This window comes from Microbacterium rhizosphaerae (genome assembly GCF_034120055.1).
Classification (GTDB): domain Bacteria; phylum Actinomycetota; class Actinomycetes; order Actinomycetales; family Microbacteriaceae; genus Microbacterium; species Microbacterium rhizosphaerae.
Map to the genome: position 1 here is coordinate 2,884,466 of NZ_CP139368.1, position 20,684 is coordinate 2,905,149.

21 protein-coding genes and 1 tRNA gene are annotated in these 20,684 nt (G+C 70.4%); 9 read left to right on the forward strand and 13 right to left on the reverse strand.

Annotated features, from left to right (window positions below):
- Positions 1-106: 106 nt before the first annotated feature.
- From SM116_RS13065 to galU, 5 genes are all read right to left on the reverse strand, one after another.
- Positions 107-2,002 (reverse strand): APC family permease, encoded by a 1,896-nt coding sequence (locus SM116_RS13065; RefSeq protein ID WP_320944176.1) that lies wholly within the window; start codon positions 2,000-2,002, stop codon positions 107-109.
- Between the two features lie 251 nt (positions 2,003-2,253).
- A tRNA-Ala gene (locus SM116_RS13070) sits at positions 2,254-2,326 on the reverse strand.
- Positions 2,327-2,390: 64 nt separating this feature from the next.
- Positions 2,391-3,278, reverse strand: a complete 888-nt coding sequence (locus SM116_RS13075) for a large exoprotein (RefSeq protein WP_320941415.1) — start codon at positions 3,276-3,278, stop codon at positions 2,391-2,393.
- Between the two features lie 76 nt (positions 3,279-3,354).
- Entirely contained in the window at positions 3,355-3,984 is a 630-nt protein-coding gene (locus SM116_RS13080; RefSeq protein WP_320941416.1) for a GNAT family N-acetyltransferase, read from the reverse strand.
- A 17-nt stretch (positions 3,985-4,001) separates the two neighbouring features.
- Entirely contained in the window at positions 4,002-4,886 is an 885-nt protein-coding gene (galU, locus tag SM116_RS13085; protein ID WP_320941417.1) for a UTP--glucose-1-phosphate uridylyltransferase GalU, read from the reverse strand.
- 60 nt (positions 4,887-4,946) lie between these two features.
- Here galU and SM116_RS13090 point away from each other — a divergent pair, with 60 nt between their 5' ends.
- The 3 genes from SM116_RS13090 to mscL are packed head-to-tail and all read left to right on the forward strand — an operon-like array spanning position 4,947 to position 6,258.
- Positions 4,947-5,543 carry a 5-formyltetrahydrofolate cyclo-ligase gene (locus tag SM116_RS13090; RefSeq protein WP_320941418.1) on the forward strand — a complete coding sequence of 199 codons (597 nt, stop codon included), beginning with the start codon at positions 4,947-4,949 and terminating at the stop codon, positions 5,541-5,543.
- A 14-nt stretch (positions 5,544-5,557) separates the two neighbouring features.
- Positions 5,558-5,815 (forward strand): FmdB family zinc ribbon protein, encoded by a 258-nt coding sequence (locus SM116_RS13095; protein WP_320941419.1) that lies wholly within the window; start codon positions 5,558-5,560, stop codon positions 5,813-5,815.
- 32 nt (positions 5,816-5,847) lie between these two features.
- Complete coding sequence (mscL, locus tag SM116_RS13100) at positions 5,848-6,258, forward strand: large conductance mechanosensitive channel protein MscL (protein WP_320944177.1); 411 nt, start codon at positions 5,848-5,850, stop codon at positions 6,256-6,258.
- Here the strand turns inward: mscL and SM116_RS13105 are convergent.
- Positions 6,255-6,422 carry a hypothetical protein gene (locus SM116_RS13105; protein WP_320941420.1) on the reverse strand — a complete coding sequence of 56 codons (168 nt, stop codon included), beginning with the start codon at positions 6,420-6,422 and terminating at the stop codon, positions 6,255-6,257. The genes mscL and SM116_RS13105 overlap by 4 nt on opposite strands.
- A gap of 25 nt (positions 6,423-6,447) precedes the next feature.
- Complete coding sequence (locus SM116_RS13110) at positions 6,448-10,170, reverse strand: AAA family ATPase (protein ID WP_320941421.1); 3,723 nt, start codon at positions 10,168-10,170, stop codon at positions 6,448-6,450.
- Positions 10,171-10,317: 147 nt separating this feature from the next.
- Here SM116_RS13110 and SM116_RS13115 point away from each other — a divergent pair, with 147 nt between their 5' ends.
- The 4 genes from SM116_RS13115 to SM116_RS13130 all read left to right on the forward strand — a co-directional run bounded on the left by SM116_RS13115 (position 10,318) and on the right by SM116_RS13130 (position 12,842).
- Positions 10,318-10,827: a methylated-DNA--[protein]-cysteine S-methyltransferase gene (locus tag SM116_RS13115; protein WP_320941422.1), complete on the forward strand. Its 510-nt coding sequence runs from the start codon at positions 10,318-10,320 to the stop codon at positions 10,825-10,827.
- Positions 10,828-10,951: 124 nt separating this feature from the next.
- Positions 10,952-11,803, forward strand: a complete 852-nt coding sequence (locus SM116_RS13120; protein ID WP_320941423.1) for a LuxR C-terminal-related transcriptional regulator — start codon at positions 10,952-10,954, stop codon at positions 11,801-11,803.
- A gap of 76 nt (positions 11,804-11,879) precedes the next feature.
- Entirely contained in the window at positions 11,880-12,224 is a 345-nt protein-coding gene (locus tag SM116_RS13125; protein ID WP_320941424.1) for a histone-like nucleoid-structuring protein Lsr2, read from the forward strand.
- A gap of 84 nt (positions 12,225-12,308) precedes the next feature.
- The gene (locus SM116_RS13130) at positions 12,309-12,842 is read left to right on the forward strand and encodes a MarR family winged helix-turn-helix transcriptional regulator (protein ID WP_320941425.1); all 534 of its coding nucleotides are present in this window, start codon (positions 12,309-12,311) and stop codon (positions 12,840-12,842) included.
- A gap of 25 nt (positions 12,843-12,867) precedes the next feature.
- Here SM116_RS13130 and mmsB read toward each other — a convergent pair whose 3' ends face one another.
- Genes mmsB through SM116_RS13145 form a run of 3 tightly spaced genes read right to left on the reverse strand, consistent with a single transcriptional unit; the run spans position 12,868 to position 16,434 of the window.
- A complete protein-coding gene (mmsB, locus tag SM116_RS13135) occupies positions 12,868-13,767 on the reverse strand; it encodes a 3-hydroxyisobutyrate dehydrogenase (RefSeq protein WP_320941426.1) in 900 nt (299 codons plus the stop codon).
- Complete coding sequence (locus SM116_RS13140; protein WP_320941427.1) at positions 13,764-14,906, reverse strand: acyl-CoA dehydrogenase family protein; 1,143 nt, start codon at positions 14,904-14,906, stop codon at positions 13,764-13,766. The genes mmsB and SM116_RS13140 overlap by 4 nt, the downstream gene beginning before the upstream one ends.
- Before the next feature lie 13 nt (positions 14,907-14,919).
- A complete protein-coding gene (locus SM116_RS13145) occupies positions 14,920-16,434 on the reverse strand; it encodes a CoA-acylating methylmalonate-semialdehyde dehydrogenase (RefSeq protein WP_320941428.1) in 1,515 nt (504 codons plus the stop codon).
- Positions 16,435-16,667: 233 nt separating this feature from the next.
- Between SM116_RS13145 and SM116_RS13150 the strand changes: the two genes are divergently transcribed.
- Positions 16,668-17,573, forward strand: a complete 906-nt coding sequence (locus tag SM116_RS13150) for a S1C family serine protease (RefSeq protein ID WP_320944178.1) — start codon at positions 16,668-16,670, stop codon at positions 17,571-17,573.
- Between the two features lie 4 nt (positions 17,574-17,577).
- On the opposite strand, the gene SM116_RS13155 is transcribed toward SM116_RS13150, so the two are convergent.
- The 3 genes from SM116_RS13155 to SM116_RS13165 form a co-directional block, all read right to left on the reverse strand.
- Positions 17,578-18,012 (reverse strand): cupin domain-containing protein, encoded by a 435-nt coding sequence (locus SM116_RS13155; RefSeq protein ID WP_320941429.1) that lies wholly within the window; start codon positions 18,010-18,012, stop codon positions 17,578-17,580.
- A 28-nt stretch (positions 18,013-18,040) separates the two neighbouring features.
- Positions 18,041-19,027, reverse strand: a complete 987-nt coding sequence (locus tag SM116_RS13160; protein WP_320941430.1) for an aldo/keto reductase — start codon at positions 19,025-19,027, stop codon at positions 18,041-18,043.
- A gap of 94 nt (positions 19,028-19,121) precedes the next feature.
- Positions 19,122-19,760: an NAD(P)H-hydrate epimerase gene (locus SM116_RS13165; RefSeq protein ID WP_320941431.1), complete on the reverse strand. Its 639-nt coding sequence runs from the start codon at positions 19,758-19,760 to the stop codon at positions 19,122-19,124.
- 135 nt (positions 19,761-19,895) lie between these two features.
- On the opposite strand from SM116_RS13165, the gene SM116_RS13170 reads away from it, so the two are divergent.
- Complete coding sequence (locus SM116_RS13170; RefSeq protein ID WP_320941432.1) at positions 19,896-20,669, forward strand: G1 family glutamic endopeptidase; 774 nt, start codon at positions 19,896-19,898, stop codon at positions 20,667-20,669.
- Positions 20,670-20,684 lie beyond the last annotated feature (15 nt).

Below are 20,684 nucleotides of genomic sequence, written 5' to 3' on the forward strand. Positions count from 1 at the left end.
ACGACAATCGGTCCGGACAACACACCCCTACGGCGAACTGGACGTTACAGCTTGTACGGGACGTACAGTGCTTCAGGACACATCGGCGCCGTCGTGCACGCGCTTCTCAGACGACGTGGACGGCCGGGCGCCGGCGGACGTCGTGCTCGGCCTCCCGCAGGACCTCCCGGGTGACGGGGGCGACCTCCCCCACGCCGGTGATGAGGTATCGCCACATGTTCGACACGGGGTTCCCCTCGGTCCATTCGAAGTACACGGTCGGGGCGACGCCGGTCAGGTCGCGCGCGGCCAGGAGCACCGCCGCGATGGTGTTGGGGACGTTCGCGCTCGTGACCTTCAGCACGCGGTACCCGTACTTCTTCACGCCGCGGACGAGGAGGTCCTCCTCGAAATCGGAGGAGTCGCTGGGATGCACCTCGAGGAAGATCGTCCTCGCCTCCCCCGGGATGTTGCTGAACCTGCGCTCGTCCTCGTCCTTCTTCGAGTACTCGCGGTTCACGTCGACGTGCGGCTCGTGCGCGATGATGTGCAGCGCTCCCGTCGCGGCATCGCCGAGGAGGAACTGCTGGGCCGCCGCATCCAGTGTCACCGACGTCGCGCGCAGCTGGAACGACCGTCCGACGCGCGAGACGAGCGAGATGACGAGGATGCCGATGATGAACAGGGTCGCGATGCGGATGCCGTCGGGACGCTCGAAGACGTTGAGCACCGTCGTGTAGATGAAGACGGCGGTGACCGCGCCGAAGCCGACCACCCGTGCACGCTGCCGCTTGCGCCACGCGGACGCCGCCACGGCGAAGGAGGCGGACGTGATGAGCACCAGCACGCCGGTGGCGTAGGCGCCGCCCTGCGCATCCACGTTGGCGTCGAACACGATCGTGATGAGGAACGCGATGGCCGTGAACACGATGACGAGCGGTCGCACCGCCCGCGCCCACTGCGGAGCCATCCCGTAGCGCGGCAGGTAGCGCGGCACCAGGTTCAGCAGGCCCGCCATCGCGGACGCGCCGGCGAACCACAGGATGAGGATCGTGCTGATGTCGTAGAACGTGCCGAAGACGGGTCCGATGTACTCGTGCGCGATGTAGGCCAGCGCCCGGCCGTTCGCCGGGCCGCCCGGCTGGAAGTCCTTCTGCGGGATGAGGAACGTCGTCATGAAGCTCGACGCGATGAGGAAGACGCTCATGATGAGGGCGGCGGTCGTCAGCAGTCGACCCGCACCGAGGATGCGCTTCTTCGGGTAGTCGTCGGGGTCGGTCTCAGATCCCTTGATCTGCGGCATGACCGCGACGCCGGTCTCGAATCCGGACAGTCCCAGCGCGAGCTTGGGAAAGACGATCAGCGAGATGGCGACGACGGTCCACGGGCTGCCGTGGATCTGCGTGAGCGCCGCCCACCAGTCCGTGACGACGATCGGGTTCTGCACCACGTGCTCGATCCCGACGACCACGACGACGGCGTTGAGGGCCAGATAGACGAACACGAGGATGACGGCGACCCCGATCGCCTCCTGGAAGCCGCGCAGGAAGACGACGCCGAGAAGCGCGATCAGCGTCAGCGTGATCCACATGTTCCCGTTGTGGAACCACGACGGCGCGAGCGGGTTCTCGATCGCGTGGGCCGCGGCATCCGCCGCCGACAGCGTGATGGTGATCATGAAGTCCGTCGCCGCGAAACCCAACAGGATGAGGACGAAGATCTTGCCCGCCCACCACGGCAGCAGGCGCTCCAGCATCGCGATGGAGCCGGAGCCCCGGAAGCTCTCGCGTGCGACGCGCCGATACACGGGCAGCGCTCCGAGGAGCGTGAGCGCGACCAGCACGATGGTGGCGAACGGCGAGATGAAGCCGGCGGCGAGGGCCGCGATCGCCGGCTGATAGCCGAGGGTCGAGAAGTAGTCCAGACCCGTGAGGCACATGACGCGCCACCACGAACTCTGCTTCTCCGCGTGCTTGGCGTGCGGCCCCTGGTGGCCGCCGGTGTCGTCGATCAGGCCCTTCATGAACCAGTCGCGGACGGGCCGGCGCCGCTCGGCGCGACCGGTGCCGCCGAGAAGGGTCACGGACCCGTCGGGCGACGGAACCGGGGCTCCGGCCTGTGTCGTGTCGATGGCCATGGCTCCTCGTTCCGCTTCAGCGACCTTCGAGCGTACCCCTTTTCACCCCGCTCTTCACGGTGAGAAGGCATCGAGCATCCGAAGACGACCGGTGCGTCAAAACCCCCGGCAGCGACTGCTGACCGGGGGTTTCTCGGTGGACCTGAGGGGATTCGAACCCCTGACCTCTTCATTGCGAACGAAGCGCGCTACCAACTGCGCCACAGGCCCGTGAACCTCAGAAAGACTATCACGTCGCTGAGGATGCTCCTGCACCGCAGGCCGTGCCCGGCGACTACCCCGCGGCCCTCCGCCGGAGCAGCTCGCGCACGTGCGCTTCGATCTCGGCGTCGTCCGCAGCGGGTCGCAGCTGGGGCGGGCGACGGCGCTCCGCCTCGGCGCGCAGGGCCTCTTCGAGGGCCGCCTGACGCAGCGCTTCGCGGGCATCGACCACATCCCGCTCCACGGCCGCACGTGAGCCGGCACGGGCCGTCAGCGGACGCGGCAGCTGCCGCGGGGTCCACGCCGACGTCTGGTCCGCCAGCTCCTCCACGGTCTGCGGAGCGGGTGCCGGCACGTGCTCCGGCTCGGGCGCAGCATCCACCACCTGCTCATGCGCCACCGCACGCGATTCGACCCGCATCATGCGCGCGCGCACGAGCATGCACGCCAGCGCCACCACGACCGACGACCACAGCACGAGCTGGGCCCCGGTCGTCACGACCTCCCATGCGCCCCACAGTGCGAGGCCGACGGCCGCGATCGCCGTGGTCGTCACCGTGAGTCGCGCGCGCCTGCGCGCGCGAGTGCGCCGGGCCTCCGGGGAGCGGCGGGCGGCGACGCGGGCCGCCCGCTCGGACTCGCTCGCACGCAGCTGCTCGATCCGCGCCCGCTCCAGCTCGCCGCGCGCCTGCGCGAGCTCCGCCTCGTGCCGCGCCTCCTGCACCTGCTTCGCGAGCCTCTGCTGGGCGAGCGCCGTGCGCGCGCTCAGCTCGAGGTGCACCTCTTCCGGCGTCTCGCTCGTCTCGGCGAGCACGCGCAGCGCCTGATTCAGCCGCACCGCGTTGCGCTCCGCTGCGTCGAAGCGATACCGGCTGTGCATCGACGGCAGCAGATACACGAGCCACAGCAGCACGGCGACGAGCGCGATGACGCCCCCGCCCAGAACCTGCCCCCCACCCATGGCATACACGGTAGGCGACAGCCGGGGCGGCCAGAGCCACCTTCCCGCGTGTCGCCCGAGCTCGCGTCAGGCCGGTTCAGGCATCGGCACGGTCCGACGGCGGCACCGTGGCGGCATCCCGCGGCGCCCGGCCCTCGATCCAGCGCGCCAAGACGCCCTCCGGCACCTCCTCGCGCACCAGCGCGAAGCAGTAGTGGTCGCGCCAGTCGCCGTCGATGTGGATGTACCGCTTGCGCAGCCCCTCGTACCGGAAGCCGAGCTTCTCGACGACGCGCAGGCTGGCGTGGTTCTCGGGGCGGATGCAGATCTCCATGCGGTGCAGGCGCAGCTCGCTGAAGCACACATCCGTGGCGAGTGCGACGGCGGTGGGCGTGATGCCGCGACCCGCATACCGCTGGGAAACCCAGTAGCCGATCGTCGCGGAGGCGAGCGAGCCGCGGGCGATGCCCCACACATTCAGCTGACCGGCGATCTCGCCGTCGTACTCCATGACGAACGGCACCCCGCCGCCGTCGCGGTACTGCTGCAGCAGGCGCCGGATGCCCATCCGCATGTCGAACGAGACGGGACCGTCCGGGCTCGTCGCCTCCCACGGCCGCAGCCATGACCGGTTCGACATGAGCTCGCTCTGCAGGATGCGCGCGTCCTTCGCGCGCACGAGCCTGATCGAGACGGGACCGTGCAGTCGCGGACCGCTCAGCTCCACGTGTCCCCTCCCACCCCTCACAGGGTCGCGGCGAAGTCCTTGAACCACGGCCGCAGAGCCGGGCCGATATCCTCCCGCTCCGAGGCGAGCTGGACGATGGCCTTGATGTAGTCCACCTTATCGCCGGTGTCGTAGCGCCGACCGCGGAAGACGACGCCGTACACCCCGGCATCCGGGTCCGCTGCGAGCTCCTGCAGTGCGTCGGTGAGCTGGATCTCCCCGCCCTTGCCGGGCGCCGTGTGCTCGAGCACGCCGAAAACGGCCGGGTCGAGCACGTAGCGGCCGATGATGGCCAGATTCGAAGGCGCATCCTCCGCGCTCGGCTTCTCGACGAGGCCCGTCACGCGCACCACGCCGTCGTCGTCGGTCGGCTCGACGGCGGCCACGCCGTACATGTGGATGTGCTCGGGGTCGACCTCCATGAGGGCGATGACGGATGCTCCGCGCTTGTCGTACTCGGCGATCATCTGCGGCAGCAGCGGGTCGCGCTCGTCGATCAGGTCGTCGCCGAGGAGCACCGCGAAGGGGTGGTCGCCCACATGCGCCTTGCCGCGCAGCACGGCGTGGCCGAGGCCCTTCGGCTCGCCCTGCCGCACCAGGTGGATGTCGGCGAGGTCGGTGGAGTGCATGACCTTCGACAGACGCTCGGCGTCGCCCTTGGCGCGGAGGTTCTCCTCGAGCTCGGGCATGGAGTCGAAGTGGTTCGCGATGTTGTTCTTGTTGCGTCCGATGATCAGCAGCACATCCTGGATGCCGGCCGCCACGGCCTCCTCCACCACGTATTGGATGGCGGGCTTGTCGACGACCGGCAGCATCTCCTTCGGCATCGCCTTCGTGGCCGGCAGGAATCGAGTGCCGAGACCGGCAGCGGGGATGACGGCTTTGAATGCGCGATGAGACATGGAGCCCATGCTAACCGGGCGCCCGCGACCGCCCGCCAGCCCCTCGCCTAGAATCGACGCATGGGAGACGGCACCGACAACGCGAAGCGCGCGCTGCGCGCCGATCTTCGCGAGCGCCGGCAGATGATGTCGCAGGCCGCGCGAGAGGCCGCGGCCGCCGGCATCCATTCCCAGCTCGACGCCCTCGTCGACCGCTTCGGCGCGCGCACGATCTCGTGCTTCCTCTCGACGACGACCGAGCCCGGCACGCGCGGGTTCGTGACGGATGCCGTGGCCCGCGGCATCCGGGTCCTCCTGCCGGTCACGCGCACCGACGGCCTGCTCGACTGGGCCGTCGCCACACCCGACGGCGAGATCGCCGAGGGTCTGTTCGGCCTTCCCGAGCCGGTCGGCGAGCTGCTCGGGCCCATCGCGCTCGACGAGGCGGACCTCCTCGTCATCCCGGCGGCGGCGATCGACGCGCGCGGCATGCGGCTCGGCTGGGGCCGCGGCTTCTACGACAAGACGCTCGGCTCCATGAACCACTGCCCGCCCGTCTATGCCGTCGTCTACGACTCCGAGGTGCTCGACGACGTGCCCAAGGACACTCACGACCAGGCCGTGTCCGGGGTGGTCACCCCCACGCGGACCATCGACTTCGCGCGCGTCGCGCGCTGAACCACCGGAGAGACATGCCCACCTACGCCTACGCCTGCACGCACTGCGGCCACCGCTTCGACGCGGTGCAGTCCTTCGCCGACCCCGCCCTGACCGAGTGCCCCGAGTGCGGCGGCTCGCTGCGCAAGGAATACGGCTCCATCGGCGTGACCTTCAACGGCTCGGGCTTCTATCGCACGGATTCCCGCACGTCGGTTGGCACGGGCGAAGGATCGTCGTCATCATCGAAGTCGGAGGCGAAGGCCTCTCCGGCTGCCAGCAGCTCCTCGTGATCTGACGAAGCCGGCGATCCTGAGGAGACATGATGATCAAGGGCTTCAAAGAATTCATCACCCGCGGCAATGTCATCGACTTCGCCGTCGCGGTCGTCATCGGCGCAGCATTCACCGCGATCATCACGGTGATCGTCAAGTCGCTCATCGACCCGCTGCTCGGCGCATTCGTGCCATCCGGCGACCTCGGAAGCTGGACCATCACGATCCCGGGCCTCTTCGCGGATGCGCACATCGGAATCGGCGCGATCATCTCGGCGATCATCAACTTCCTCGCCGTCGCCCTGGTCGTCTACTTCGCCCTGGTCATGCCGATGAACAAGTTCAAGGAACGTCAGGCCCGCAAGGCCGGCGTCTCCGAGACCGAGGAGGAGCCCGTGCTCACCGAGCAGCAGCTGCTCGTGCAGATCCGCGATCTCCTGGACAAGCAGCAGCAGAGCTAATAGTGCGGCGGAACGTCCCGCCGCATGCGCTCGTCGTTCGGACCGGATGCCGTGCTCCCCGCATCGGGGGCGGCATCCGGTTCGTCGTCTGCGGGCACGGGCTCGGCGGATGTCCCGGGTGCGGGCGTCAGGCGCGCTCGGCGCCGTCCGGGCACCTTCTCCACGCGCTGACGATCGCTGCGCCCGCTGTCACTCGATGACATCGAGGGGCTGCGTGTCGGGGTCGACGGCCGCGGCATCCGGCCCGATGCCGAGCATCGCCGCGATGCGCGCCGCGACATCGGCGGGGTCGCTGTACAGGTCGAAGGCGTGCACGCGCACGTAGTGCCAGCCGAGACGTCGCAGGATCTGCGGCCGCAGCCGCAGCGACTCGCGCAGGGACTCGCCGTGCGCCTCGGGATCGCTCTCCGCGACGACCGCCTTGCCGCCGTGCTGCGCGACCAGCGGCAGCAGGCCGCGGTAGTGCACGTCGACGGAGACGCCGAGGCGCCGCAGCTCGCGTGCGAGCGCGAGGGTGAGCGGATCGGCGAGGTCCTCGAGACGGGCCTCACGGGCGCGGGCCGCGATGCCGCCCAGGATGCCCATGAGCGTCGCGGCCCCGTACTCGAGCCGGCCCTCGTCGAACGCGCTCGGCCGGATCGACGACACGATCACCATCGAGCGCCGGGCGCGCGTCATCCCGACGGTCAGCAGGCGCTCGCCGTCCGGGGTCGAGAGGTCGCCGAAGTCGCTGAGCACACGCCCGTGCTTGGTGAGCCCGTAGCCGAGGGAGAAGATCACGCGGTCGCGGCTCTCGGCGACCGACTCCTCGAGCGCGAGCACCGCGAACGGCTCGGCGGTGTCGCGCGCGACGAAGTCCGCGACGTCGGAGCGTCCCGCGAACGCCTCGCCCACCGCGGCGCGCACGCGCTCCGCGTGGCGACGGGATGCCGTGACCACCATGAGCGACTCGGAGCCGCGGTTCACGGCGTGCTCGACGACGAGCGTGACGACGCGGGCGACCTCCGCGTCCGGGCTCTCGACCGCTCCCGTGACCGGATCCGGCACGCCCACGCCGCCCTCGACGTAGTCGACGGCGAGGCTGCCCCGCCCGAGGTACGAGCCGGCCCACGGCAGCGACACGATCTCGCCGCCGTAGAACGCGTCGTTGACGAGTTCGGCCAGGTCTTCGCCGCCCGCGCGATAGCTGCGCGTGAGGGTCTCCACCGGCAGCAGTTCGGCCAGCCGCTCGAAGACGCTGGCGTCATCGAACGGCGCGTGCTCGCCCTCGTCGGCGCGCAGCTGCGACGCGACCTCGAACGGCGTGGGCTTCTGCGTGACGGGATCGCCGAAGACGACGACCTGACGTGCCCGGCGCAGGGCGGGAGCGGCCTCCGCGAGCGACAGGGCGCCCGCATCCGCGATCAGCACCGCGTCGAATAGGGGATCCGCCGGGATCTCGGGCACCTCGTACGGGGATGCGAGCCACACCGGTGCGAGCGCGCGCATGAGCACGGGCGCCGTTGCAGCGAGCTCGGCAGGCGCCGCCGTGCCGGCCTTCAGCGCCTGCTTGAGGGCCGTCGCCTCGTCCGGCTCGTCGACGATGCCGATCCGCCACTGCGTGGCGAGCTTCGCGGCGAGCAGGGGGCCGGATGCGGCGGCGTGCGCCTCGTCGACGAGACGGAAGTCCCGCTCGAGGCGATCGACGACCGCCGTGTTCGCGCCGAGCAGGGCCTTGTCCGTACGCAGCAGGTGCTCGAGCGCGGACTGCCACCACGTGAACTCGAGCTCGTCTCCCACGCGGTCCTCCGGCACATGCCGCACGGAGAGCTCGGCCAGCAGCGGCTCGAGCCCCATGGCGGCGAGCTCGGAGCGCATGGTCGCCCGCTCGACGAGGTTGTCGAAGTAGGTGGAGTCGGCGGCCAGGCCCGCGAGCGCACGGACGAGTCCGGCCACCGGCAGCGACGCCAGGCGGTCCGCCCCGTGGCGGCCCAGCACGGCGTCGAGCTCGCCGAGCTCGGCGTGCACCCGTTGCCACGCGACGAGGACGTCCGCCAATCCGACCGGGACCTCGGGCGCGATGCCCGTGGCGACCAGTCGCTGCCACTCGGTGCGCTGCTGCTGGATGCGCACGAGCGCGTCGTACATGTCCGGGACGTGCACGCCCGGCCGCACGTACTCGCGCGCGAGCCGCTTCAGCCGTCGTCGCTGCGCGCCGGCGATCTGCGATGCGTCTCCGCGTGGCGCGTGGGCCTGGATCAGCTCGCCCAGCGGACGCTCGAAGGCGGTCATGCTGAAGCGGTCGAGCGAGTCGCGGATGCCCTGCAGCAGGCGCAGGTAGGCGCCCAGCTCGTCGATCGTCTGGAAGGGCCGCATCCGGGTCTTGCCGATGAGCTCGTAGCCGCGCTCGAGCAGCGCCGGCACCTCCTGATGGTGCAGCTTGCGGGCACGCGCATGCGCGGCGCGCGCGGCCTCGGTCGTGGCGAACGAGACGCCGTACCACGGCGAGTCGTTGGGTCCCCACCGGAATTCGCCGAGTCGCGCGGCGGCGGCGAGCTTCTGCGCGGCCGCGCGCCGACTACCGGCGAGGCGGGCGAGGGTCGCGGCATCCAACCGGGCTGTCGTCGAGGGGGCGGGGCTCTGCGCCGCGAGCGCGGTGAGCCGCCGCACGATGTCGAGCGTGGAGACGCCGAACGCATCGTGGCGCTGCGTGAGCGCGGCGCGGTAGTCGCGCAGCACGGTGCGCAGCCGGACGAGGGCGTCGTCGATGTCGGCGACGCGAGGCTGCTCGGCCTTCTCGTTGCGTCCGATCGCCCGCACGAGATCGCGACGGATGCTGCGCGGCGACACCGCGAGCCCGTCCAGGCCGATGCCCGCGAGCCGGTGCCGCACGCCCTCGAGCGTCGAGCGACGCGCACTCACGACGAGCACGCGCTGACCAGCGCCGACCAGGGCGCCCAGGGCGTTGATGACCGTCTGCGTGCCGCCCGTGCCCGGCAGCGTGTGCACCGCGAGCGAATGCCCGGCCGCGATGCGCGCGAGGACGGCCTCCTGCTCGCCGTCCGCGTCGAGGAGGAGGGTGTCGGATGCCGGCGGCCTGTCGTCCGCGTTGACCGCTGTCGGCGGCTCCCGCCGCAGCTTGAGCGTCTCGCGCGCATCGATGTGCCCGGCGAGCGCGTCGAGCACCGGGTGCTCGAGGTCGACGACATCGCGGGCCATGCCCGACGCGACGTCGGCGAAGGTCGAGATGACGAGGCGCGGCTTGACAGTGAAGCTCGGGATCTCGGTCGTCAGCGCCCGCAGGTGGTCGATGACGGGCTGCGGCTTGAACACGCCGGCGTCGTGCGCGAGGGAGGCGAGGGTGCGGCCGTGGACCGAGACGCCGTACTGCTGCTCGAGCGAGCGGACGAGCTCGGGGTTCGCGAAGAGCGAGCCGTGCGGCTTCAGCTCGAAGTCCGAGTGATGGCGCCGGATCGCGAGCGGCCGCAGCAGCACCGGGCCGCAGAACTCCTCGTCGTCGAAGCGCCAGTTCGCGAGACCGACCGCGAGGTACACGACGTCGAGACCCCGCGCGGTGCGCAGCTCGACGTTCTTGGCGGTGATGCGCTCGGCCGCGAGGCGGGCGTTGCGCAGCGCGACCTCATCGCGGAAGAGGTTCGAGAGAAGAGTGGATCGCCCGGTGAAGAACTGCGGGAGGCTCCCCGGATGCGCTTTCGTGATCTCGAGTCCGGCGTCGGTGCCGTCGCGGAAGTGCAGCAGCGTCGACCGGCCGCCCAGGCCTGCCGCCTGTTCCCTCAGCCGCTGACGTTCAGGTTCGGCGATGTGCGTCACGGTCACCCCCGGCTCCCCGAGTCCGAGATTCGCCGGCTTCACGGCCGAAGGGAGGACGGGGTCCTCCAGTCCGATCGCCGCACGCTCCTCGCCTCGCCACACACGAGCCAGCGTATGCGCGCAGGGGCGCTCCCCCGGGCATTTCGGCCGGTATTCACGGGATTCCTCCCCAGGATGCGACGGATGCCGGCACTGCCCTCCCCTCTCGGCGAGCGCCCGGGCGTGGGCATCCCGGTTCAGGATGGACGCATGACCACCGCCTCCTTCACCACGCACTCCACGCCCGTCGGTGACATGCTCCTCGTCTTCGCGGACGATCGGCTCGTCGCGCTCGACATGCTCGACGGTCCGGAGGACGCCGCGATCGAGCGCATCGCACTCCGGCTGCGCACGGCACCCGTCCACGATCCCGAGCCGGCGGCGGCCCTGAGCGCGCAGCTCGACGAGTACTTCGCGGGGATGCGGCGCGAGTTCGACGTCGACCTGGACTGGGGCGACGTGGGCGGCTTCACCCGCGAGGCGCTGGAGGCCGTGCGCCGCATCCCCTACGGCGAGACCGCGAGCTACGGCGAGGTCGCCGCCCTTGCGGGCAGGCCGCGCGCACATCGTGCCGTCGGCACGGCGTGCGCCCGCTCCCCCTTCTCCCTCGTCGTGCCCGCCCACCGCGTCGTGCGCTCCGACGGCTCCCTCGGAGAGTACGGCGGCCACCCGGAGATGAAGCGGGCCCTGCTGGACCTGGAGCGCGCCGCGGGCGTGTAGGCCGCGTGCGGCGCGCTTCGGCCCGGGCTCCACGGGATGCGCTGAGCGTGCGATGGTATCGTCAGTGCCCACGGCCAGGGGCGGCCGGATCATCCCTCGTGCGGCAGCACAGACAGGAAAGCGGATGCGCGCAGCGACGACCGACGTGTCAGAGCACGCCGTCGTCGCGCGTGCCGTCACCGCCCTGACTCAGCGCACGAGCTTCCCGCTCGCCTTCGGCGGGCTCGAGCATGACGGAGCCGTGCACGTCTCGGCGATCGCGGGCGCGCGCACCCGTCATCTCGAGGGGCTCGTGGTCCAGGCCTCTCGCGGTCTGGGTGGCCGCGCCTTCGTCGAGCGCCGTCCACGTCTCGCGCTCGACTACCGCACCGCGAAGACCATCACGCACGATTACGACCGCGCGATCCTCGGCGAGGGCATCGCCACGCTGTTCGCCGTGCCGATCCTCGTGAGCGGACGCACCCGTGGCGTCCTCTACTGCGGTTCGTGGGCTCAGGCGCCGGTCGGCGACGCGGTCGCGCGCCCGGCCTTCGGCATCGCAGACGAGGTGGCCGCGGAGCTGCGGATCCGTGACGAGGTGCAGCGCAGACTGGCGCACATGCCCCAGCCCGCCGAGACATCGGGCATCGCGCCTGCGGCGCGCGAAGAGCTCCGCGAGAGCTATGCCGAGCTGCGTGCCATCTCGGCCGAGGTCGGCGACGCGGGCATCCGCGAGCGACTCCGGCGACTCGAGCGCCGACTGGCCGCCCTGTCGCGCGAGCAGGCGGATCCCGCGCTCGACGTCCGGCTCTCGCCGCGCGAGATCGACGTGCTCGCGTGCGTCGCACTCGGCGCGACGAACGCCGGAGTCGCAGACGCACTGGGGCTGAAAGAGGTCACCATCAAGTCCTATCTGGCTTCAGCCATGGCGAAACTCGATGTGACGACAAGACATGCCGCAGTGGCCAAGGCGCGACGCGCGGGATTGATGCCCTGAATCCATTCTGTGGAGATACCCGATATATCGCATTCGAACGTGACATACGTTCATATGCGCCATTACTGTTGACATCATGGCCAAGAAGATCATTCATCAGCTCGTCGACGATGTCGACGGGTCCCTCCTCGAGGTCGGCGCGGGAGAGACGGTGCTCTTCTCGCTCGACGGCATTCCCTACGAAATCGATCTCTCGTCCAAGAATGCCGCGGCCCTGCGCGAAGCGTTCGAGCCGTACATCCGTGCGGGTCGTCGCATCTCCGGCGGGTCCGCATCGGCGCCCCGGCGCCCGCGTTCCCGCCGCGGTGCAGCGAACGAGAACGCCTCCATCCGGGAGTGGGCGGAGTCGAACGGCTATGCGGTCGCCACTCGCGGACGCATCCCGGAGAACATCATCGCCGCATACCACGCCGCGAACTGAACGCATTTCACCTGCAATGCGCACGGCCGACGGTACTGGCCCGTCGGCCGTGCGCATTGTGATCTGCTACGGAGAACCGCGCCCATGACACGCCACGATCCCCTTCCGATAGACCCCATTGCCGAGGCGAAGAGGCAATGGATCGCGCACGGATGGGACGACGCGGCCGAGGGCATGACGGTCGTCACATCGATCATGCGCGCACAGCAGCTGCTGATGGCGCGAATCGAATCGGCACTGCGCCCATTCCACCTCACATTCGCGCGATTCGAGCTGCTGCGACTCATCGCATTCACCCATGACGGGCGCGTGCCGCTCACTCGCGCGGTCAAGCGGCTCCAGGTGCATCCGGCAAGCGTGACGAGCGCGCTGGACCGGCTCGTGAAGGACGGCCTCGTCGAGCGCGAGCGGCACCCCGACGACGGACGCGCGGCCGTTCTCACGATCACGGATGCGGGTCGCGACCTCGTCGATCGCGCGACCGCCGTGCTCAACGGCGACGTGTTCGCCGACATCGGCATGCCGCAGGAGGATGCCGTCGCCCTCGTGCGGATCATCGCGCGGTTCCGCGAGCGTCAGGCGGACTTCGTCATCCGCCCGACACCCGACCGCCTCTGAGGACCCCGGCGGGCCGCTCCCGCGCTCAGCCGGCCGCGCGGATGACGTTGATGATCGCGGAGAAGTCCTGCCCCGCGCCGTCGCCCTCGGCGAAGGCGGCATAGATCTGCTGCGCGTGCAGCCCGAGCTGCGCGTCGGCTCCGGTGAGGGCGATCGCCTGCGCGGCGAGACCGAGGTCCTTGGCCATCAGTGCGCCGGCGAAGCCCGGCCGGTAGTCGTTGTTGGCCGGGCTCGTGGGGACGGGCCCGGGCACGGGGCAGTTCGTCGTCAGCGCCCAGCACTGCCCGGAGGCGTGCGAGGCGACGTCGAACAGCGCCTCGTGCGACAGCCCGAGCCGCTCCCCGAGCACGAACGCCTCGGCCACGACGATCTGGCTGACCCCCAGGATCATGTTGTTGCAGACCTTGGCCGCCTGACCGAGGCCCGGACCGCCGCAGTGGACGATGCGGCCGCCCATGCGCTCGAGCAGCGGCAATGCGGCGGCGAAGTCCTCGTCGGAGCCGCCGACCATGAAGGCGAGAGTGCCCTTCTCCGCACCCACCACGCCGCCGGAGACGGGCGCGTCCACGGAGCGATGTCCCGCCTCCTCCGCGAGCAGGTGCGCCTCGCGCGCCTCGTCCACGGCGATGGTGGAGGAGTCGATGAACAGCGTGCCGGGCTCGGCGGCCGCGAGAAGGCTCGCCTGGCCGTTGGTGCCGCGGTACGCGTCGAGCACGTGACGACCCGCCGGGAACATCGTGATGACGACATCGGCGGATGCTGCGGCATCCGCCCCCGACGAGGCCACGGGCAGTCCCGCGTCGCGCGCCGCCTCGACCGCGGCGGGGACGACGTCGAACACCGTGACATCGTGCCCGGCGGCGGCCAGGTTGCGCGCCATCGGCAGACCCATGTGGCCCACGCCGAGGAAGGCGACAGCGGTCATGATGCGCTCCTTCCGGAAGCGAGGAGGTCGCGGGCGATGATGCGCAGCATGATCTCGTTGGAGCCCTCCACGATCTGGTGCACGCGCAGGTCGCGCACGACCCGCTCGATGCCGAACTCGTGCAGGTAGCCGTAGCCGCCGTGCAGCTGCAGCGCCTGGTTGGCGACGCGGAAGCCGGCATCCGTCGCGAAGCGCTTGGCGACGGCGCACGCCACCGTGGCGTCGGGGGCCCCCGCATCCAGCTTCGCCGCCGCCCGCTGCACGAGCGCCCGCCCCGCCTGCAGGTCGATCTCCATGTCGGCCAGCGCGAACTCGATGCTCTGTCGTGTCGCCAGCGGCGCACCGAACGTCTCGCGCTCGTGGACGTAGCGCAGGGCGCGGTCGAGGGTCCACTGGGCCCCTCCCAGTGAGCATGCGGCGATGTTGATGCGGCCGCCGTCGAGGCCCTTCATCGCGATCGCGAAGCCGTCGCCCTCCTCGGCCAGGCGGTTGCCGACCGGCACCCGCACGTCCTCGAAGATCACCTGGCGCGTCGGCTGGGCGTTCCACCCCATCTTCTTCTCCGCAGGCCCGAACGAGAGGCCGGGGGTGCCGGCGGGCACGACGATGGCACTGACCCCGCGTGCGCCGGGCCCTCCGGTGCGAGCCATGACGACGTAGACGGCAGACGTTCCGGCGCCGGAGATGAACTGCTTGACGCCGTTGATGACGTACTCGTCGCCGTCGCGGACGGCGGAGGTGACGAGCGCGGCCGCGTCGGATCCGACACCCGGCTCGGTGAGGCAGTAGCTGCCGAGATCCTCCATCGTGCACAGGCCCGGGAGCCATCGCTGCCGCTGCTCCTCGGTGCCGTGGGCATCGATCATCCAGGTCACCATGTTGTGCACCGAGATGTAGGCGGCGACGGCCGTGTCGCCCTTGGCGAGCTCCTCGAAGATGGCGACCGCGTCGCTGCGGGTGAGCTCCGAGCCGCCGGACGACTCGCGGACGACGATGCCGCCGAGCCCCAGCTCGCCCGCGGCGCGCAGCGCGTCCAGGGGCAGCGCCTTCTCGGTATCCCGCTGGTTCGCGAACGGTGCGAGGTGGACGTCCGAGAAGTCCCGGACGGCGTCGATGAGCGCCGTGCGCTCCTCAGTCATGTCTACGTACATGTCAGTGCATCGTCGGGATGACGAAGCTCACCCCTTCCGTCGGTGCCTGAGCCTGTCGAAGGCCGGACGGCCAGCGGCTCGTCACGGTCTTGGTCTTCGTGTAGAACCGGAACGCGTCCGGGCCGTGCTGGTTCAGGTCGCCGAACATCGACCGCTTCCACCCGCCGAACGTGTGGTACGCGATCGGCACGGGGATCGGCACGTTCACCCCGACCATGCCGACATCCACCCGTGCGGTGAAGTCGCGGGCGGTGTCGCCGTCGCGCGTGAAGATCGCGACCCCGTTGCCGTACTCGTGGTCTGTGGCCATCGCCAGGGCGTCCTCGTAGTCCCGGGCGCGGGCGATGACGAGGACGGGGCCGAAGATCTCCTCGCGGTAGATCGACATGTCGCGCGTGACGTGGTCGAACAGTGTCGGGCCGAGGAAGAAGCCGCCCTCATGCCCGGGCACGCTGAAGCCGCGGCCGTCGGCGAGCAGGGTCGCACCCTCATCCACCCCCTTCTGGATGTACCCCTCCACGCGCTGCTTCGCGGCGCCGTTCACCAGCGGGCCGTAGTCGATGCCCTCCTCGAGCGACGGCCCGATCCTCAGGTCCTTCACCCGCTGCGCCAGCCGCTCGGCCAGCGCGTCGGCGACCGCCTCGCCGACCGGGACGGCGACTGAGATCGCCATGCACCGCTCCCCCGCCGAGCCGTACCCCGAGCCGATCAGCGCATCGACGGCCTGGTCCAGGTCGGCGTCGGGCATCACGATCATGTGGTTCTTCGCGCCGCCGAAGCACTGCGCGCGCTTGCCGTTCGCGGCCGCAGTCGCGTAGATGTACTGCGCGATCGGCGTCGAACCGACGAATCCGATCGCGCGCACGCGCTCGTCGGTCAGCAGCGCATCCACCGCTTCCTTGTCGCCGTTGACGACGTTCAGGACGCCTGCCGGCAGTCCCGCCTCGAGGAACAGCTCCGCGATCCGCAGCGGCACCGAGGGGTCGCGCTCGCTGGGCTTGAGGATGAAGGCGTTCCCGGCCGCGAGCGCCGGGCCCATCTTCCACAGGGGGATCATCGCCGGGAAGTTGAACGGCGTGATCCCGGCCACCACGCCGAGGGGCTGCCGCAGCGAGTACACGTCGATGCCTGTTCCGGCGCCCGTCGAGTACTCGCCCTTCAGCAGATGCGGCGCTCCGACGCAGAACTCGATGACCTCGACGCCGCGCTGGATGTCGCCCTTCGCATCCTCCACCGACTTGCCGTGCTCACTGGCCAGCAGCCGCGCCAGCGACGGCGTGTCCTGCGCGATCAGCTCCAGGAAGCGCATCATCACCCGAGCCCGCTTCTGCGGATTGGTCGCCGCCCACCCGGGCTGCGCGGCGCACGCGGTCGCGACCGCCGCCGTCACCTCCTCGGTCGATGCGAGCGGCACCCGCGCCTGCACCTCTCCCGTGCTCGGATCGAACACGTCGCCGTATCGACCGGATGCGCCGGCCCTGTGCTCGCCTCCGATGAAATGCGTGAGTTCCCGCATGTGCTCCGCCTCTTCGCGTTGTGCGCTGTCCGCGTGAATGGGCGCGATCGGATGGATCGCGTTACTTGGATATCAAACTAATTGCTTGGCATCCAAAATGGAAGTGCGTGCGCTGGGAGTCTCGGCTGAATCGCAGCTGTCGTGCGCCCTCGGCGAACTCGGGCCGACCCGCACGACGGCGGTCCGAGACTGTGTGCGTGGACGATGCGGATGCCGATGCCGAGGCGGAGGCGATGGATGCCTACTCGGCCGCGGTGATCCGGGTCGCCGAGACGGTGCTGCCCTCCGTCGCATCCGTCGCCGTGCGCACCCGGCAGGGCGGCGGCGCCGGCAGCGCATCCGTCATCACCGACGACGGGCTCCTCCTCACGAGCGCGCATGTCGTTGCCGGGGCCGTCGCGGTCGAGCTCGCCTTCTCCGACGGAACGACGACTCCGGCAGACATCGTCGGCGCCGACGTGCTCTCCGACCTCGCCCTCCTGCGCGCGCGGGGCGGGACGCCGCATCCCGTCACCCTCGGCGATGCGGCACGGCTGAAGGTCGGCCAGCTCGTCGTGGCTCTGGGCAACCCGCGCGGCTTCGCCGGGAGCGTCACGGCCGGCATCGTCTCGGCGCTCGGCCGTTCTCTGCCGACGAGCGCGGGTCGCGTCATCGACGAGGTCATCCAGACCGACGCCGCGCTGAACCCGGGCAACAGCGGCGGTGCGCTGGCCGACAGCTCCGGTCGCATGATCGGCGTCAACACGGCCGTCGCCGGCGTCGGGCTCGGGCTCGCCGTGCCCATCAACGCGACGACTCGCGCGATCATCGACGCGCTCCGAACGAGCGGCCGCGTCCGCCGCGCGTGGCTGGGAGTGGCCGGCGCGAAAGTGGCCCTGAGCCCGGACGCCGCGACGAAGGTCGGCTCACCGAACGGGCTGCAGATCGTGTCGGTCATCGCCGGGAGCCCTGCCGCGGAGGCCGGTGCGCGCCCGGGCGACATCGTCCTGTCGATCGACGGCACGCCCGTGTTCGACCCGACCGGCCTTCAGCGCCGGATGATCGAGGACGCCATCGGCCGCCGCATGGAGATGACCGTGTGGCGCAACGGCGCGCTCGTCGACGTGGTGGTCGAGCCGCAGGAGCTGCGAGTCGGCTGAGCGGTCAGTCGGTCCAGGGCGCCGGGCGCTCCTCGTCGCGCGTCGAGTCGTCCGGCAGGTGCGGCAGCTCGTACCCGCCCGCGCGGATGCACAGCCACCGCAGCTGCTCCGGCGTGTCGGGCATGGCCCGCCACGTGCGCCAGACGCCCGGGCCGACGCGGACGACCGTGCCGGGCCCCACATCCACCACCACGTCGTTCAGGCCCATCTGGCCGAAGCCGTCGAGGAAGACGTAGAGCTCCTCGACGCGCGTATGCGTGTGCCAGTAGCCGGCCTGCTCCCCCGGCTCGAAGGAGTTGGCCGTCATGCCGATGTAGGTCATCTCGAGGTCGTGATCCACGACCCGACGGCCGTCGCGCGAACTCTGCGGACGGAATCCTCCGTAGTGGCTGCGCCACTGGTCGAGCCCGCCCATCTCCAGTACCTGGTAGTCGCTCATGCGGCCAGCGTAAACCGCGGTCGCGGATTCAGAGGCCGACCATCCGCATCCCGGATTCGTCGTAACGCTCGCCCGCGATCCCGAACCGTTCGACGAGTCGATCGAGGTCGGCCATGTCGTCGGCCGACAGCGCCAGAGCCGTCGCGCCGGCGTTCTCGTCGATCCGCTCCCGGCGTCGGGTGCCGGGGATCGGGACGATGAAGGGATGTTGCGCCAGCAGCCACGCGAGAGCGACCTGGGCCGGCGTTCCGCCCCTAGCCTCCGCGAGCGCCCGCACGTGGTCGATCAGAGCCTGGTTGGCGGCGAGGTTCTCCGCCTCGAAGCGCGGCACCCGGGCGCGGATCTCTCCGGGAGCGAACGACGAGTCCGCCGAGACCGTGCCGGTGAAGAAGCCCTTGCCGAGCGGGCTGAACGGAACGAAGCCGATGCCGAGCTCGACGAGGGCGGGCAGGACCTCCGCCTCGGGATCGCGTGTCCACAGCGAGTACTCGCTCTGCACGGCGGTCACCGGAAAGACCGCGTGGGCGCGACGGATGGTGGATGCGCCCGCCTCCGAGAGCCCGAAGTGCTTGACCTTTCCCTCTCCCACGAGCTCCCCCACGGTGCCGGCGACGTCCTCGATCGGCACCGCCGGGTCGACGCGGTGCTGGTAGAAGAGGTCGATGCTGTCGACGCCGAGCCGGGCGAGGGATGCGTCGGCGACGCGGCGGATCTGCTCCGGCCGCGAGTTCGTGCCCTGCATCCTCCCCTCGACGATGTTCCAGCCGAACTTGGTCGCCACGACCACCTGGTCTCGCACAGGGGCGATCGCGTCTCCGACGAGTTCCTCGTTCTCGTAGGGGCCGTAGACCTCCGCGGTGTCGATGAAGGTGATGCCCTGCTCGATCGCATACCGCAGCACGCCGATCATGTCGCTGCGATCGCCCGGATTCGGTCCGTAGCTCATCGACATCCCCATGGCGCCGAGGCCGATGGCCGACACCTCGAGTCCTTGACCCAGTCTTCTCGTGTGCATGCGGGGCTCCTTCCGTCGCCGTGTCCCCTCCATTCGACCGCAGCGCGAGCATCCCTTCCAGGGCCGCGTGATCCAGGTACCGGCGGTACCCCTGTCAACCCATGCGGATCTCGGCGACCTCGGCCGACCCGACAGGATCGCCCGGATCGAGCCCCAGCTCCACGAGCACGATCCGCCCGGCGACCTCGGGGCCGCTCCCCCGCGCCAGCCCGGACTTGACGGCGCCGAACGTCACCGTCGTGTCGGCCGGCAGGACGACTCCGTCGGATGCGCCGTCGTCCGGGTCGAGGCCGCTCGGCAGATCGACGGCGACCATCCGCGGCCTCATCGGCAGCAGGGATGCGACGACCTCGCGGGCACGTCCGCGCAGGCCGCCGCGGGCGCCGATGCCGAGGATGCCGTCGAGCACCAGGTCGTACTCGGCATCCATCGTCTCGACCTCGCGGGCGCCCGCCGCGAGCGCGGCCGCCCACGCGCCCTCGTGGACGCGGTCGGACGTGCGCAGGATGTCGACGTGGACGCCGCGGGACGCCGCATCCGCCGCCGCGAAGAGGGCGTCGCCGCCGTTGTCTCCCGCCCCCGCGAGGACGAGCAGGCGCGTCGGCGAGAGCTCGGCGACGATGGATGCGAGGGCCCCCGCGGCGCGCTGCATCAGCGGCACTCCAGCGGCCAGCAGCGGCGCCTCGGCCGCACGCACCTGCGCGGCCGTGTACGTCGGCACGAACGGGCTCACACCACCAGGTTACGCTCGTGCGGCGCCATCCTATGGTTCTGCTGGATGCGCCCACAGCAGACGCCGAGCCCGCCCTAGACTTGCGTCCTCTTCGCCTGCATCGGAGCCGGCGAAACGATGAGAGCGGGGTGGGCTATGGTCTGGCGCAGGATGGTCGCGACGGTCTCTTCGGTCGGATTGGTGGCGGCAGCGCTGCTCGGGCCGACCGCATCCGGTGCAGAGGCGATCGTCCACAAGCCACGAATTCCCAACCACTCGGCGACCACGACCGCGGCGGCCTGGTCGTCGTCCAACTGGTCGGGGTACGCGATCACGTCCGGTGCGCCCTACAACGCGATCACCGGGACGTGGACAGTGCCGGCGGCCGGGTCGACCAAGACCGCGACGTACTCGTCGAACTGGATCGGCATCGACGGCTTCAACAACTCGAACCTGATCCAGACCGGCACCGAGTCCGACAACTCGCACGGCCGGGCGACCTACGCGGCGTGGTGGGAGATCCTCCCCGCTTCCGAGACGCGCATCAGCTCGATCACCGTGCACCCGGGCGACGTGATGACCGCCTCCATCGTCAAGGGCTCAGGAACGTCCTGGACGATCACCCTCACGGACACGACGACCGGCGGGTCGTTCTCGACCGTGCAGAACTACACCGGACCGCAGACGTCGGCCGAATGGATCGAGGAGGCGCCGCAGGTCGGCGGCAAGGTCGCAACGCTCGCCCACTACGGCCAGTCGACGTTCGATCCGGGCACGGTCAACGGCATCAACCCCGGCCTCACGACCGGTGACAGCGGCGTCATGGTGCAGAACCGCGTCCAGGTCTCGACACCCTCGAAACCGGATGGCGACACCGACGGCTTCAACGTCGCCTACGGGTCGGCGGTCCCCGCCCCTCCGGCCAGCTGAGTCCGGAGCACGCGG

Excerpts from the sequence above, each read along its gene's own strand:
- SM116_RS13130 (WP_320941425.1), top strand. The coding sequence starts at position 12,309 with ATGACACGCCACGATCCCCTTCCGATAGACCCCATTGCCGAGGCGAAG.
- SM116_RS13145 (WP_320941428.1), bottom strand. The coding sequence starts at position 16,434 with ATGCGGGAACTCACGCATTTCATCGGAGGCGAGCACAGGGCCGGCGCA.
- mmsB (WP_320941426.1), bottom strand. The coding sequence starts at position 13,767 with ATGACCGCTGTCGCCTTCCTCGGCGTGGGCCACATGGGTCTGCCGATG.
- SM116_RS13115 (WP_320941422.1), top strand. The coding sequence starts at position 10,318 with ATGACCACCGCCTCCTTCACCACGCACTCCACGCCCGTCGGTGACATG.
- SM116_RS13095 (WP_320941419.1), top strand. The coding sequence starts at position 5,558 with ATGCCCACCTACGCCTACGCCTGCACGCACTGCGGCCACCGCTTCGAC.
- SM116_RS13120 (WP_320941423.1), top strand. The coding sequence starts at position 10,952 with ATGCGCGCAGCGACGACCGACGTGTCAGAGCACGCCGTCGTCGCGCGT.
- SM116_RS13140 (WP_320941427.1), bottom strand. The coding sequence starts at position 14,906 with ATGACTGAGGAGCGCACGGCGCTCATCGACGCCGTCCGGGACTTCTCG.
- SM116_RS13090 (WP_320941418.1), top strand. The coding sequence starts at position 4,947 with ATGGGAGACGGCACCGACAACGCGAAGCGCGCGCTGCGCGCCGATCTT.
- mscL (WP_320944177.1), top strand. The coding sequence starts at position 5,848 with ATGATCAAGGGCTTCAAAGAATTCATCACCCGCGGCAATGTCATCGAC.
- SM116_RS13125 (WP_320941424.1), top strand. The coding sequence starts at position 11,880 with ATGGCCAAGAAGATCATTCATCAGCTCGTCGACGATGTCGACGGGTCC.
- galU (WP_320941417.1), bottom strand. The coding sequence starts at position 4,886 with ATGTCTCATCGCGCATTCAAAGCCGTCATCCCCGCTGCCGGTCTCGGC.
- SM116_RS13075 (WP_320941415.1), bottom strand. The coding sequence starts at position 3,278 with ATGGGTGGGGGGCAGGTTCTGGGCGGGGGCGTCATCGCGCTCGTCGCC.
- SM116_RS13170 (WP_320941432.1), top strand. The coding sequence starts at position 19,896 with ATGGTCTGGCGCAGGATGGTCGCGACGGTCTCTTCGGTCGGATTGGTG.
- SM116_RS13160 (WP_320941430.1), bottom strand. The coding sequence starts at position 19,027 with ATGCACACGAGAAGACTGGGTCAAGGACTCGAGGTGTCGGCCATCGGC.
- SM116_RS13155 (WP_320941429.1), bottom strand. The coding sequence starts at position 18,012 with ATGAGCGACTACCAGGTACTGGAGATGGGCGGGCTCGACCAGTGGCGC.
- SM116_RS13150 (WP_320944178.1), top strand. The coding sequence starts at position 16,668 with ATGGATGCCTACTCGGCCGCGGTGATCCGGGTCGCCGAGACGGTGCTG.
- SM116_RS13065 (WP_320944176.1), bottom strand. The coding sequence starts at position 2,002 with ATGAAGGGCCTGATCGACGACACCGGCGGCCACCAGGGGCCGCACGCC.